This window comes from Halobacillus andaensis, assembly GCF_014636475.1.
In the GTDB taxonomy this organism is placed as follows: Bacteria; Bacillota; Bacilli; order Bacillales; family Halobacillaceae; genus Halobacillus_A; species Halobacillus_A andaensis.
Map to the genome: position 1 here is coordinate 775,708 of NZ_BMEL01000001.1, position 14,313 is coordinate 790,020.

11 protein-coding genes are annotated in these 14,313 nt (G+C 40.8%); all 11 read right to left on the reverse strand.

The features are described 5' to 3' along the window. Positions 1-108: 108 nt before the first annotated feature. The 11 genes from spoVE to bshC all read right to left on the reverse strand — a co-directional run bounded on the left by spoVE (position 109) and on the right by bshC (position 14,294). Positions 109-1,212, reverse strand: a complete 1,104-nt coding sequence (gene spoVE, locus IEV27_RS04020; protein WP_188376162.1) for a stage V sporulation protein E — start codon at positions 1,210-1,212, stop codon at positions 109-111. A 59-nt stretch (positions 1,213-1,271) separates the two neighbouring features. Further along, positions 1,272-2,621, reverse strand: a complete 1,350-nt coding sequence (gene murD, locus IEV27_RS04025) for a UDP-N-acetylmuramoyl-L-alanine--D-glutamate ligase (protein WP_188376163.1) — start codon at positions 2,619-2,621, stop codon at positions 1,272-1,274. After that, positions 2,618-3,604 carry a phospho-N-acetylmuramoyl-pentapeptide-transferase gene (gene mraY, locus IEV27_RS04030; protein WP_188376164.1) on the reverse strand — a complete coding sequence of 329 codons (987 nt, stop codon included), beginning with the start codon at positions 3,602-3,604 and terminating at the stop codon, positions 2,618-2,620. Before mraY ends, murD begins: the two co-directional genes overlap by 4 nt. Before the next feature lie 26 nt (positions 3,605-3,630). Then, the gene (locus IEV27_RS04035; protein WP_188376165.1) at positions 3,631-4,986 is read right to left on the reverse strand and encodes a UDP-N-acetylmuramoyl-tripeptide--D-alanyl-D-alanine ligase; all 1,356 of its coding nucleotides are present in this window, start codon (positions 4,984-4,986) and stop codon (positions 3,631-3,633) included. Continuing rightward, on the reverse strand, positions 4,986-6,461 hold the full coding sequence (locus IEV27_RS04040) for a UDP-N-acetylmuramoyl-L-alanyl-D-glutamate--2,6-diaminopimelate ligase (protein WP_188376166.1): 1,476 nt from the start codon (positions 6,459-6,461) through the stop codon (positions 4,986-4,988). Before IEV27_RS04040 ends, IEV27_RS04035 begins: the two co-directional genes overlap by 1 nt. Before the next feature lie 84 nt (positions 6,462-6,545). Continuing rightward, positions 6,546-8,471 carry a stage V sporulation protein D gene (locus IEV27_RS04045; protein WP_188376167.1) on the reverse strand — a complete coding sequence of 642 codons (1,926 nt, stop codon included), beginning with the start codon at positions 8,469-8,471 and terminating at the stop codon, positions 6,546-6,548. Between the two features lie 86 nt (positions 8,472-8,557). Beyond that, positions 8,558-10,690 carry a penicillin-binding protein gene (locus IEV27_RS04050; protein WP_188376168.1) on the reverse strand — a complete coding sequence of 711 codons (2,133 nt, stop codon included), beginning with the start codon at positions 10,688-10,690 and terminating at the stop codon, positions 8,558-8,560. 19 nt (positions 10,691-10,709) lie between these two features. Then, on the reverse strand, positions 10,710-11,078 hold the full coding sequence (gene ftsL, locus IEV27_RS04055; protein WP_188376169.1) for a cell division protein FtsL: 369 nt from the start codon (positions 11,076-11,078) through the stop codon (positions 10,710-10,712). Beyond that, complete coding sequence (rsmH, locus tag IEV27_RS04060) at positions 11,075-12,052, reverse strand: 16S rRNA (cytosine(1402)-N(4))-methyltransferase RsmH (protein ID WP_188376170.1); 978 nt, start codon at positions 12,050-12,052, stop codon at positions 11,075-11,077. The genes ftsL and rsmH overlap by 4 nt, the downstream gene beginning before the upstream one ends. Positions 12,053-12,075: 23 nt before the next feature. Then, positions 12,076-12,507: a division/cell wall cluster transcriptional repressor MraZ gene (mraZ, locus tag IEV27_RS04065; RefSeq protein WP_188376171.1), complete on the reverse strand. Its 432-nt coding sequence runs from the start codon at positions 12,505-12,507 to the stop codon at positions 12,076-12,078. Positions 12,508-12,668: 161 nt separating this feature from the next. Beyond that, positions 12,669-14,294, reverse strand: coding sequence for a bacillithiol biosynthesis cysteine-adding enzyme BshC (gene bshC / locus IEV27_RS04070; RefSeq protein ID WP_188376172.1), 1,626 nt, complete (start codon positions 14,292-14,294; stop codon positions 12,669-12,671). Positions 14,295-14,313 lie beyond the last annotated feature (19 nt).

Here is a 14,313-nt window from a genome sequence, read left to right on the forward strand (position 1 = left end):
CTCTTTTAGATTAGAAAGGACTTTTTCAGTTGTTTCGCAAAAAAGTCCGAGGAGGCACATCATTGGTTTCTCTACAAGCTAGTAAAAACCGCACCATTTCTAGTGCGGTTAAGGTTCATTCGAATATCGACTGACACTCAGCAATAAGCCTAGTGCCGCTAATGTAAGAGTCAGAGAGGAGCCCCCATAGCTAATTAGAGGCAGTGTAATGCCCGTAACTGGGATTAATCCAGTTACTACACTCACGTTTATCATTACTTGAATAGAAATCATTCCGACAATCCCCAGTCCTAGTAGGCTTCCAAACAAGTCAGACGCATGCAGGCTGGCACGAACTCCTCTCCACAATAGGATAAAGAAAAGGACTAAAACGAACGAGCCTCCAAGAAAACCCAGTTCTTCAGCGAGTACAGAATAAATAAAGTCGGTTTGCGGTTCAGGTAAATAAAAAAACTTCTGCATGCTCTTCCCTAATCCGAGACCCAATAATCCTCCAGGTCCGATCGCATATAAGGATTGAATAATTTGAAATCCACTACCTAACGGGTCTTCCCAAGGATGAAGAAAAGCCGTAATTCGCTGAATTCGATAAGGCGCTGAAGCAATTAGTCCTACCATACCAGCTACCCCGCCCGCTACAATTAACATAAAGTGGGCAATTCGAGCTCCGGCTACAAACATCATCACTAAACATGTACCTACCATTACTACTCCCGTACCTAGATCAGGCTGCAGCATGATGAGGGCAAAGGGCACGAGAATAATAGCTAAACCTGGCAGGAAGCCTTCTTGAAATGAGACGATTCTTTTTTGTCTGATCGATAAAAACTTCGCTAAAAAAATGATTAATCCTAATTTCATAAATTCGGACGGCTGAATGCTGAACATTCCAATGCCAATCCAGCTTCTTGCTCCACCACGAACCATTCCAACCCCTGGAATTAAAACAAGAATTAGAAACAACAGACATACGGCTACAATTAGTTTTGCGTGCTTGTACCATACAAAATAAGGAATTTTGGATAAAGTAAACATGGCAATGAGACCTAAAGAGGCAAAAAGAATTTGTCGTTTAGCATAAAACCAGGAATCATTAAATTTGTATTCGGACCATATACTTGAGGAGCTATAAACCATTACAATTCCTATGACCAGCAAGCATAAGATTGAAATGATTAACCATACATCTGGCTTTTGTTCATTTGAGCGCATAAAAAAGCCCTACCTCCCATTTGGAAACCAGGGCTTAAATGCTTGTACATAAGCCCTTATTACAGCTTATGCACAGCTTCTTTAAACATATGACCTCTTTCTTCGAATGTCTTATATTGATCCCAGCTAGCACATGCCGGAGAAAGTAGAATGACCTCTTCTGACTCAGCAAATGAATAAGCCGCTTTTACAGCCTCATTCATCGTCTCTGCAAATGCAATCGATGAGATGCCTGCTTTCTTCCCAGCATCTGCAATCTTCTGTGCTGTTTCACCGAACACGACGAGTGCCTTTACGTTGACCAGAGGATCTATCAATTCATCAAATTCATTTCCACGATCAAGTCCACCTGCTAACAGAACAACTGGCTGATCAAATGCTTTCAGCGCATTCGTTGTTGCCAATATGTTGGTCGCTTTTGAGTCATTGTAAAAATAAATCTGGTGTTTTTTCGTTACGAATTCCATGCGATGTTCGACACCTTTAAAGGTAGTAAGTACTCTCCTAATCGCTTCATTGGAAACGTCGCTTAATTTAGCAGCTGCTATGGCAGCTAAAATGTTAGATAAATTATGCTCGCCTACTAACACAATATCTTTTCGATCCATAATTTTTTCTTCTTTAAAGTAAATAGCTTCTTCATCTCTCCAGCTTCCATCCACTTTCTTTTTAATTGAAAAAGGAACGAGCCGGGATGGTGCTGACTTAAGATAGGAAACGATAGCCGGATCATCCGCGTTATAAACAAAGTAATCTTCAGCACTTTGATTTTTAACAATATTGGCTTTGGCTGCATGATAATTTTCTAAACTATGGTGATAATCTAAATGGGCTTCAAATAGGTTAAGCAGAACTGCAATATGAGGAGAAAACTTCTCAATTCCTAGAAGTTGAAAAGAAGATAATTCAACGACCATCGTTTCATCTTCACTGGTCGTACGAGCCACCTCACATGAAACTTCACCTATATTTCCAGCGATTTTAACCGGCGACTGATTTTCTTTCATGAACTCATAAATAAGCGTAGTGGTCGTCGTCTTTCCATTAGATCCCGTCACACCGATAAGATTGCCTTCGTGAAGCTGACCAGCCAGTTCTACTTCCGTAACGATAGGGATTCTTCGCTTTTCTGCTTCTTTGATCATCGGATTCTCATAAGGAATTCCCGGGTTTTTCACAACTAATTCTATATCATCCAGGAGATGAAGGGGGTGACTCCCCGTCACCACATAAGCCCCTTTATCTTTTAACTCTGTAATATCCGCACTGTTTTCATCTGCCTTTAAGTCATTGACCGTTACATCGAGCCCACTGTCTAACAACAGATGAGCTGCTGCTGAACCACTTTTCGCTAATCCTAAGACAAAGACCTTAGTGTAAGGAAAAGCATTCGTGTTTAGTTGTTTCATCCAAACATCACCTCAATATATACCCCAAGAAAAGCGAAAATAAATCCTACAGCCCAGAATGTGGTCACTACTCTCCATTCTGACCATCCTTTTAATTCGTAGTGATGATGAAGCGGACTCATTCTGAAAATTCGTTTTCCCGTCGTCTTAAACGAAGCCACTTGAAGAATAACTGACAGAGTTTCGATAACAAAGATTCCTCCGATAATAACGAGCAGCAATTCCAGCTTTGTCAATATAGCAACGACAGCAATCGCTCCACCTAAAGCTAATGAACCTGTGTCTCCCATAAATACTTTCGCGGGGTGAGCATTAAAGACAAGAAATCCTAATAATGCTCCGACAACAGCCAGGCAGAAAACAGCGACTTCCATATTTCCACCCGTGATCCAGGCTAGAATACCAAAAGCACCAAACGCGATAGCTGCTGTTCCAGCTAGTAACCCATCCAGTCCATCCGTTAAGTTTACGGCGTTAGAGCCGCCTACGAGCATAACTAAAATGAGTAACGCATAGCCGAAGCCCAGCTCCAATTCTATCGCTGTTCCTGGAATCTCAATATAGGTAGAGAATCCGTTTTGTTGTAATATGAAATACACTACTATGGCAATAATCACTTGGCCAAGCATTTTCTGCTTTGATGTTAAACCAAGGTTTCTCTTTAAAGCTACTTTAATATAATCATCTAAGAATCCAAGTAAACCGTATCCTATCAGTACAAATAAAACGATAAAGATATGTACTTGACTCGGTTCTGAAATATACCAAAAGGAAGAGACAATCGTAGTGATTGCGATAGAGATTAAGATCATAACTCCGCCCATTGTAGGTGTGCCAGATTTCTTCTGGTGAGATTTCGGCCCTTCATCTCGTATACTTTGGCCAAATTTAAGTCGCCTTAAAAAGGGGATAATAATTGGCGAAATAACGACTGTGAGTATGAATGATAGTGCCATGGTTAGTAATAAGATATAGTCGTTCATTTAATTTTCCTCCTTCGTTGTCGTCTTCACTCATCCAATAGATCATTTAACAGGACTTCTAGTTTCATACCTCTTGAAGCCTTAAGTAAAACGACCGTATCAGAATTTAGTTGTTGTTGAACGTGATGACTCAACGAATCTTTATCTTTGAAATGCTTTGTTTCAATGTCTAAGTTTCTTTCCTTCATACCTTCAATGATTTGAGCGGCATGCTCTCCAACCGTGTAGACAGCAGAAATTTCTTCAGTAATGGCCGTTGAAACTTCTTTATGCAGCTGATCAGCATGAGCACCGAGCTCAAACATATCACCTAATATAAGTATTTTTTTAGACTTAGACTTCAACTCTAAAATAATTTCAATGGTTGCTTTCATCGAAGTGGGAGATGCATTGTACGCATCATTAATAATTAAGGCACCATTTAAGCCCATATGTTTCTCAAAACGCATCCCAGACATTTGCAATTGTTTTAAACCCGTTTGTATCTCTTTAACCGTAAGACCCAGTTCTTTAGCTAGAGTGACCACATATGAGGCGTTTTTAACATTGTGTTTACCAGACATCGACAGCTCGTATAGATCTTCATCAATCGTAAACAAACTGCGGTTTTCTTCTAGTACGATATCGTTGATCACCACATCTGAGGAAGACTGAAACCCACATGCAAAAGCCTGAGGAGTTTGATGATATTTTCTCAACAACTCTTCATCTCCATCAAAAATAAAGCTTCCCTGCTGCCATCCATCTAGAATTTCCAGCTTTGCTTTAGCAATCCCCTCACGAGAACCTAAATATTCAATATGAGATTCTCCAATATTGGTGATCATGACGTGTCGAGGCTGAGCTAATTTAGATAATAAAGAAATCTCTCCTGCTTGACTCATGCCCATTTCTAGAACAGCGACTTCCGTATCTAAAGGCATTGATAAAATCGTCAGCGGCATGCCTACATGATTGTTAAAGTTCCCTGCTGTCTTATGTGTTCGATATTTCACTTGTAGTACCGAAGCTGTTAGATCTTTCGTCGTCGTTTTTCCATTTGAGCCCGTAATTCCAACGACAACTGGATTTACTTTACGCAAATAAAACGAGGATGTCTCCTGCAATGCCCGGAGAGTATCCTCGACGAAAAATACAGGAAACTCGGTGGGAATTTCCTTTGGTAATTCGTGATCTTCTTGCCAAAGAGCTGCTACTGCTCCCATTTTTATCGCATTCATTAAAAAGCGGTGAGCATCATGATTTTCACCAACAAGTGGAACGAAAAGGCTTTGTTTCTTTTCTACGCGAGTATCTGTCATGACTTCACGAATTTGTATGGAGTCTTGAGTCGCTCCCCTTCCGTTAGGAAAATATGAAGCTAATTCCTTTACCTTAAACATTACATCTGACTCCCCTTAACCTTCAATAATATATCCCTCGCTACTTCGCGATCATCGAAATCATGGCGGACTCCATTAATTTCTTGATACGTTTCATGTCCTTTGCCTGCAATTAAAACCATATCTCCCTGCTCAGAGTTAGTAATGGCAATATCAATCGCTTTTCTTCTGTTCTCTTCCACGATGAAATCCCCATCTAAATGAGAGGTCATATCGTTAAGAATGACTTCAGGATCTTCTGTTCGTGGATTATCAGACGTGAAAATGGCCTGATCCGCATATTTCATTGCAACATCAGCCATTAACGGGCGTTTTGTACGGTCGCGGTCACCACCACAGCCTACTACTACACGAATTTTACTCTTGCAAAATTCTTGCATTGTATTTAGAACATTTTCTAATGAGTCGGGTGTATGAGCGTAATCGACGACAACACCAAATGACTGACCTTCAAGTACAGGTTCAAAACGTCCACGCACACCTTTTGTCTGCTTAAACGATTGTTGGATGACAGCGAGATCCACCCCGGACACAATAGCCGCTCCAGCAGAAGCTAACATATTATAAACACTAAACATTCCCATTAAAGGACTCTCTATGGAAACCTCACCATTAGGAGTTGATAAGACAAAAGAACTTCCTTTTTCGTGAAGGGATATTTGTTTTGCAGTGATATCCGCTTCAGAATGAATGCCGTATGTTAATGTTGGCTGAGCGGTGGAACGAATTAATTTATGAGCGAACGGCGAATCCTGATTTATGATTGCGAATTTTTCCCGTTCCATATTATACCCGTTCCCTAACTGAGCAAACAATAGGGACTTAGCCCGAAGATAATCGTCCATACTTTCGTGATAATCTAAGTGGTCTTGAGTTAAATTTGTGAAAATAGCCACATTAAAGTCACAGCCATATACCCGACCTTGGTCCAGTGCGTGGGAAGATACTTCCATAATTGCTGTATCTACTCCATGGTTCAGCATTTGATTAAAGCTTTGCTGCAGAGACAAAGCATCTGGCGTTGTATTTTTAACTGGATACGTCTGTCCTGCTATATTCATTTGTATGGTTCCAATCGTGGCCGTCGTATGATTGTTTAACGTAAAGATTTCATCCAGCAAATACGTAATGGTTGTCTTGCCATTTGTACCAGTAACACCTATGGTATGAACCTGTTCCGTCGGATAATTGTAAAAAGTTGACGCAATCATAGCTAACGCTTTTGTCGTATCATTTACGGTAACAACAGGAAAATCCACATCCAATTCTCGCTGCGCTATAATGAGAGCTGCGCCTTGGTCTATGGCGGCGTGCACGAAATCGTGCCCGTCGGATTCACTTCCAATAATACATACAAAAACATCACCTAAATCAATAGAGCGCGAATCCATCGATACTCCGTTGATCTCAAGTTCATCAATGCTTTGATTGGTTTTATAATAAGGGATTGATTCAAGTAATTTTGTAATATTCATTCATACCATCCTAACTGTCCACATTCTTTTTCATTATAGCAAAAAATCGTAAAAGTGTATGGTATTCTCCTAAATTTAGAAAAGTCAATCATCATTAAAATACAATCGAATGGTTGAATCACTAGGTACTTTCACGCCTGCTTTTGGAGCTTGTGCTACTACTTCATCTCCTTCACCACTTGATTCTACATGCAGTGTAGTAAGCACTTCCCTAATTTCTTTTCTCTTCATTCCAGTCACATCCGGGACTTCCACCAGGGGTTCATCTGGCCACGCATACTCTTTATCTAGACCGTCCTTACGCGGTTTTACTCCTAAAGACCGTAAACTGTCTTCCATAATCGAACCTACAATCGGGGCAGCCACAACTCCCCCAAATTGAACAGTACCTTTAGGATTATCGATCGCAAGGTAAACGACAAGCTCAGGATCATCAGCTGGAGCAAAACCAATAAATGAAACAATGTGGTTGTTACTCATGTATTTTCCATCTTCTCCTACTTTTTGAGCTGTTCCGGTTTTCCCTCCGACTCTATACCCTTCTACATAGGCGCTTCGACCTGTTCCTTTTGCCACAACACTTTCTAACGATTTACGTACTTCCGCAGAGGTTTCTTCAGAAATGACCCTTTTCATCATATTCGGTTCTTTTTCCTCCAGCACTTCCCCGCTTACGGGATCAAGCCACGCCTCTTGTACGTATGGCTCATAATAGTAACCGCCATTCACAGCTGCAGCTACGGCCATTACTTGCTGAATGGGAGTAACCGATACACCTTGACCAAATGCCGTGGTCGCTTGTTCTACAGGTCCTATTTGTTCAGGCTGGAACAAAATCCCGCTTCCTTCTCCTTCTAGGTCAATCCCTGTTTTCTGCCCAAAACCAAACCGTTTAATATATTCAAACAATTTATCTTTCCCTAAACGTTCTCCTAATTGGACGAAGCCTGGGTTACATGAATTTTGTACAACCTCTAAATAAGTCTGATCTCCATGGCCGCCGCTCTTCCAGCAATGAAGCGTGGCTCCTCCCACTTTAACAGAGCCAGAGTCATGAAAGTGCTCGTCCTCTAAATTGACTAACCCTTCTTCAAGCGCAGCCGCGAGCGTAATAATTTTAAATGTCGATCCTGGCTCATAGGTGCTCCATACTGGCAAGTTTCGATTATATATGGAAGCTTCAACATCTTGATATTGGCTGGGATGAAAGTTTGGTCGAGAAGCCATCGCTTTTACTTTTCCCGTCTTAGGGTCAACCGCAATGGCTATCGCACCATCAGGATTATACTTAGCTTCCGCCATGTCCAATTCGCGTTCAACAATGGATTGAACGTTGTAATCAATCGTTAACTGTAAATCCTTTCCATCCACTGGAGGAGTGTATGTATCTGCTATGTCGGGCATACGCTTTCCTTTTGCATCCGAGAAAAAAGATAGAGCGCCTTGTTCCCCTTTCAACTCCTCATCATAATACGACTCTAACCCTAGTAATCCTTGGTTATCAATCCCACTAAAACCAAGCACATGAGATAAAAAAGCTCCATTTGGATAATATCTCTCAGAGTCTTCAGCAATGTAAACGCCTGGTAAATCTAACATTTGAATGGCATCAGCTTTGTCTTCAGAAATCTTCCGTCCTTCAGGATGCAGCTTTTCAATAGAAACTTGCTTCGTTACGTGTGAATACGCTTTTTCAACACTCATTTGTAAAATATCCGCTAATTGCTCAGCGGTTTTTTCTGGTTCTTTAATTTGTCTTGGTACGACCATAACAGTTGGAGCTGATTGATTACCAACTAAAACTTCTCCGTTCGTGTCCATGATTTTTCCCCGTTCAGGCTCAAACGTTATATCTCTGCCCCATGACTGCTCGGCTCGCTCCACTAGAAAATCACTGAGAACGAATTGAACATACCCTAACCTTCCTACAATAACAGTAAAAATAAGTAAAGCCACAAAAAAAACAGCGACTAATCGCTTTCTTACGATTACCTGTGATACTCTTCTCATATCCATAACCCCTTTAAAAAATCGATAGAGTAGGCTTGTATCACTATATGCAATCTGAAAACGATTAGAACACTGCCTTAAGCTGTTTATTCAGGTGTAGAGAGCTCTACTACCAAATAACCTTCTTCCTTAATATTTGAACCTTCTTTTATACTTTGCTGGTCCACGTAACCATCACCCATCGTTTCTACTTTTAAGTCAAAGTGCTCGGCAAGCTTTTGCACATCTCGTAAAGACCAACCAGTAATATCAGGCATCTTCGGCTCATCGGTTATAATGATGATCCGCTGATCACTTAACAACGTCGTTCCTTGTTGTGGTAACGTTTCAGTTACTTCATCTCCATCTCCAACCACAGTAACTTGACTAAAGTCTTTCTTCAAATCCTTCTCAACCTTAACTGTATCTTCACCTATATAATCTTTCATTTCATGCTCTTCTACTTTATGGTCATTATTTTGATCTGGGTTAATATCAAGATAATGGAGGCTGTTTTCCATTACAGATTTCAAAATAAAGGAAACTGGTTCTGATCCTGTTTCTGTCACGTCTAGTTTTGGTTGTTTCACAGCCACGTACATTAGTAGTTCAGGATCTTCCACTGGGGCCATACCTAGAAAAGAAAAAATATGATTTTCTTTCCCTGTAAGGTAGCCGCCGCCTTCTTTAGGAATTTGAGCAGTTCCTGTTTTTCCTCCCAAAGAATAGTCATTTAATTCAAATGGAGCCCCTGTACCGTTTTCCCCAGAAACGACACGTCCGAGTAGATCTCTCATCTGACTCGCTGTCTCCTCTGATATAGGCTCATCAATGACTTCGGGTTCCTTCTCGTTTAAAATTTCTCCATTCTCACTAGAAGTCACTTTCGATAAAGTGTAAGGCCTCATCATTTTGCCATCATTCGCAATTGCCGTCGCTGCGGTCATTAATTGTAATGGAGTAGTTGTTGTTCCCTGGCCAAACGCAGTCGTTACTTTTTCAATATCATAGTCATATAATATGCGCCCTTCACCTTCGTTAGGTAAATCAATGCCTGATTTTTCATCCAGATGGAAATCCGATAAATAACCCCTGAATTTTTCTGGACCTACTAAGTCGTATCCCAGCTTTGCTGCAGCTACGTTAGAGGAACGTTCAAAACCTTCATCGTAGGAAATGTCGCCCCAGCCTTCACGGTTATGGTCACGAATCGTACTTCCGGAAACTTCATAGGATCCTGATTTAAAGTTGTCCTCGCCATTATAGACACCTTCTTCAATCGCTGCGGCCCATGTGAACATTTTCATCGTTGAACCTGGTTCAAAAGAATCCGAGATTATATCGTTATACCAGTTATCTACCTCTCCCAAATCGTTTGGATTATAGCTTGGTCTATTGCCTAAAGCCACTACCTCTCCTGTTTTAGGATCCATAACTGCTGCCATAATTTTAGCAGGTTCATATTGCTCATCCACGGTTGCCATCGCATCTTCTAAGAACGTCTGGATTTTCTGATCAATGGATAAATGAACATCTTCCCCATGATCAGGTTCTTGTAAGATTTCATTAGGATCAAGCAGTCTTGAACCATACTTATCTCGCTCATAAGAAATTTGACCTTTGCTCTCACGTAAATAATCTTCCATTTGCTTTTCAACACCGGTAACTCCGGTAATATGACCGTCTTCCGTACGAGCGAATCCAATAATGTGAGAAGCAAATGTACCGTTTGGATAGTACCGCTTAGACTCTTCTTCAAAATTGATGCCGCTTAATTCTTGATCTTCAATTTCATCTTTCACGTCTTGAGATAAATCGCGTCCATTGCTTCCAAATTCAACTTGAAACCTTCCGTCCTCTTGCGCCTCGGTTATTCGCTGCTCGATTTCATTCTCTTCCATATTCAAGAAAGGAGCCAACACAGACGCCGTTTCTTCCGGATTCGTCACATGTTCTGGCTCCTCTTCTGAACGGGAATATTCAGGATCGACCACCGCATATAGTTTATATGTAGGTCGATCGTAAGCTAATAACATCCCATTTTTATCGTAAATATTGCCTCGATCGGCATCTAAAGAATACGAACTCGTACGAGCTTCCTCTGCCCATTCATTTAAATTCACGCCTTCAATTTCGGCGGTGGACTGAATATACAAGAACCGGCCCGTAATAATTAAAAAAATCGCAGAGAATAGTAAGATTAAAACCGCGGCGCCTTTATGGGTATTTGAGCTTTTCATAAAGATTCACCTGTTTCTGTTAGTTTCCAACGACACCCGCTTGTTTCACTTCTGCATTTTGCATTTCAAGTCCGTTATCTTTAGCAATTTGCAAGATACGATCCGGATTGCTTAACTCTTTCGCTTCATAAGCCAGGTTGTCATTGACCGACTGCTGCTGTCCAATTTTTTGTTCCATTTTTTGAATGTCACGGTTTAGTGTATCAGTTGTAGAAGAAAATTGCACCATAAATACAGAAGCAATAACCACCAGCCCTGTGGCCATAGAGTATAAAACTTTCTCTCCGGTACTAACCCACTGTTTCTTCTGAACTTTAACTTTGACCTGTTGCTGTTCTTGCTGCTTCTCCATTGGCTGCTGAAGCTTTCTCGCTCTTTCTATACTCATGTTTGCTTCCACCCTTCTTCAAATGTAAATGAGTCTGACCATGGTTTTATCTTTTCCACGACTCTTAACTTCGCTGATCTTGATCTACGGTTATCATCTAATTCTTCATCGTTCGCTATAATAGGCTTTCTAGTAACTAATTTGAAAGGAGGTTGTTTTTCTTCTGGAATCATTGGAATGTTTTTTGGCAGTGGAGGGTTGGTGCTCCACTTCTTAAACGCTTGCTTACACAGCCTGTCCTCTAGTGAATGAAAGGTAATGACGGCAATTCTACCTTCGACAGATACGACTCGTGCAGCTTGATGGAGCGTATCCTGAAACGCGCCAAGTTCATCGTTTACAGCAATACGGATCGCTTGAAAAATTCGCTTTGCTGGATGACCCCCTTTACGCCTTGCCGGCGCTGGAATTCCTTCTTTAATAAGTTCTACTAGTTGGTCAGTTGTTTCTATAGTTGTTTCTTTTCTTGCGTTTTCAATCTTTCTTGCAATTTGCTTGGAGAATTTCTCTTCTCCATATCTAAAGAAAATCCTTACAAGATCTTCGTAAGCCCATTCATTTACGACATGCCAGGCAGATAGCTCACTCGATTGATTCATTCTCATATCAAGAGGCGCATCGTTATGGTAGCTGAACCCTCGATCTGCAACATCCAGCTGAGGACTGGAGACCCCTAAGTCATACAAAATTCCATCTACGTGTTCAATATTTAGCTCCGCCAACTTTTCTTCTAACTGTTTAAAATTAGCGTGAATAAATGTAATTTTATCTTCATAAGGTTGTAAGCGTTCACGAGCAGCATTTAGTGCATGGATATCTTGATCAAACGCTATCAAATGGCCGCGGTCAAGTCTAGAAGCTATTTCTTCTGAGTGCCCTCCGCCACCTAGCGTGCAATCAACATATATCCCATCTGACTGTATATGTAGCTGCTTAATGGTTTCTGATTTTAATACACTGTAATGTTCAAACATATCCTCACTCGTTTCTCTCTCGATCAAATATCAAAATCTAACATATTTTCAGCAATCTCAGAGAAAGACTCCTCTGATTCTTCGAAATAATTTTCCCATAGATCTTTACTCCAGAACTCAATACGGTTAGACACTCCAATAACGACACATTCCTTATCTAACTTCGCATGACTTCTAAGTGGGGGAGGAATATTAACCCTTCCTTGTTTATCGACTTCGCATTCAACAGCTCCAGAAAAGAAGAAGCGTGTAAAAGCGCGAGCGTCTTTTTTTGTTAATGGAAGCTTTTTCAGTTTTTCCTCGAGCAATTTCCATTCATTCATAGGGTAGGCGAATAAACATTGATCTAAACCTCTCGTGAGCACAAAGCCATCTTGAAGCTCATCGCGGAACTTAGAGGGAACAATGATCCGTCCCTTTGTATCAATGTTGTGCTGAAATTCGCCCATGAACATAGAGTTTACCCCACTTTCTAATTTCAGCCTACCACATCACTCCACTTTTCACCACTCATATTTAATTATTCGTTGTAAATAAAAAAAATCCTGCCGTCGAAGGCAGGATTTTCATCGTTTTATTTAAATATTTTTCAGGTGGGGGATCGTGGGGGAGAAACTCACACTTTCACAAGATAATGGGTGTGTTCAAACGACAAATCATGTGAATTTAACTGTTCAAACAGCGAAATACCGTATGCATTCAGCCATGGGAGGACACTCCACACTCTTTCTTGAAATCCACCATTTGGGTGAAGGAGGACATGAAGTTCGTCAAACACTTCTAACTGATCCTGGTATTGGTTTTCAATACTTTGCATCATCCGTTTCTCTAAGAACTCAACAGATTGTTCAATGTACTCCCAGTTCTTCTGAGCCAAAGCAGCCACATCCGGACTTAATTGGGCAGCTTTCTCTCGTAAAGGCTGATGGATCATCTCCATTTCCTTTTTTACTTCTTTTGACAGATCTCTGATAGGAGGAGTTCCAGTAGAAGCCAGCCATGCAAGCTTTTTACTGGCTGTTCCGTGTTCAATGACTTCCTTTTCGTCTAACTGGAGGCGCTGCATATGTTGTTCTGATTTTCGATCCACCATTGTAAAAGAAAGACGCGGCACGACGGGAGGCATTTTTAATTGTAAAGCCTCAAAACCTGGCTTTAATGCTGACCAGTAGCTGATCTCACCGGGGCCTCCTACAAAAGCAAGCACAGGCAGCAGACATTCTTGCATTAAAGGGCGAGTCACCACATTATTGCTTAACAGCCACGGTTTTTTTTCAGCAATCGAACGAAGCTGCTCTTTCGTTAGAGACACTTCCTCTTTTTTACCTTTAAAGTCCCCGTTTTCATCCCTTATTAATAAAACCCGTTCCCCTTCATGGTGGTAGAATAAATGAGCATCATCCATTTCACTATCTAAAGATAGAGGATAACCTTGTTGTTTATTTTTCTGTTCTAAGGAATGAACACCTTCAGCTATGACCTGATTTTCATCAATCATTTTTAAAAAGAACTGTGATTCTAATTTGCGTATTTCTTGATCGTGGGCATCTAATAAGATCAATCCCTCAGAAGGAAACAATTGATGAACAAGCTTGGCAAAGAAATCACTGTAACTGTTGGATGTACGGAGCATACTTTCCAAGCGGTGGAGTAGGTCTACACTATGTTCCGTTTCATTTAATTCATGAAAAACAGAAGTCAGCCATTGCTGAATGTCCTTTTGATTAAAAGGTAAGTCAGAGACTGAAGATTTTTCGTTCACATCTGTATCTGCTTGGATTTTTTCCATGTTCCCATTTTTCTTCATAAAGATATGGTTGATTTCCGCAAAATCGTGATCTTCCCCGGCAATCCAAAATATAGGAACAACCGGGGCTCCTACTTCTTTCTCTTTCTGTCGAGACAGCTGTAGAATAGATATAATTTTATGAACAGTATAAAGAGGACCTGTCAGTAAGCCAGCTTGTTGCCCGCCCACCACAACTGAAGCACGTTTATCTTTTAACTTATTAATATTCGTGAACGTAGCTTCACCTGCTCCATACTGATCATTCATTCTTATGAGCTCATCGACTAATAGGTCTCGGTCGTAGGAAGTAGATTCAATATGGTTAAGACGGTCCAGCCACGTATTTTCCCCATGAGGGTGGTAGTCAAATTTGTCCTGTACTTTAGAAAAATGATATTTATAGTCTGCAATAAGTGGATTTTTATCCGCTAAGCTTATTGAATCAATACGCATTTATAAACTTCTCCTTCTA

What these genes read in the sequence shown, in the direction of transcription:
- spoVE (WP_188376162.1), bottom strand. Translation starts at nt 1,212, where the DNA reads ATGCGCTCAAATGAACAAAAGCCAGATGTATGGTTAATCATTTCAATC.
- murD (WP_188376163.1), bottom strand. Translation starts at nt 2,621, where the DNA reads ATGAAACAACTAAACACGAATGCTTTTCCTTACACTAAGGTCTTTGTC.
- mraY (WP_188376164.1), bottom strand. Translation starts at nt 3,604, where the DNA reads ATGAACGACTATATCTTATTACTAACCATGGCACTATCATTCATACTC.
- IEV27_RS04035 (WP_188376165.1), bottom strand. Translation starts at nt 4,986, where the DNA reads ATGTTTAAGGTAAAGGAATTAGCTTCATATTTTCCTAACGGAAGGGGA.
- IEV27_RS04040 (WP_188376166.1), bottom strand. Translation starts at nt 6,461, where the DNA reads ATGAATATTACAAAATTACTTGAATCAATCCCTTATTATAAAACCAAT.
- IEV27_RS04045 (WP_188376167.1), bottom strand. Translation starts at nt 8,471, where the DNA reads ATGAGAAGAGTATCACAGGTAATCGTAAGAAAGCGATTAGTCGCTGTT.
- IEV27_RS04050 (WP_188376168.1), bottom strand. Translation starts at nt 10,690, where the DNA reads ATGAAAAGCTCAAATACCCATAAAGGCGCCGCGGTTTTAATCTTACTA.
- ftsL (WP_188376169.1), bottom strand. Translation starts at nt 11,078, where the DNA reads ATGAGTATAGAAAGAGCGAGAAAGCTTCAGCAGCCAATGGAGAAGCAG.
- rsmH (WP_188376170.1), bottom strand. Translation starts at nt 12,052, where the DNA reads ATGTTTGAACATTACAGTGTATTAAAATCAGAAACCATTAAGCAGCTA.
- mraZ (WP_188376171.1), bottom strand. Translation starts at nt 12,507, where the DNA reads ATGTTCATGGGCGAATTTCAGCACAACATTGATACAAAGGGACGGATC.
- bshC (WP_188376172.1), bottom strand. Translation starts at nt 14,294, where the DNA reads ATGCGTATTGATTCAATAAGCTTAGCGGATAAAAATCCACTTATTGCA.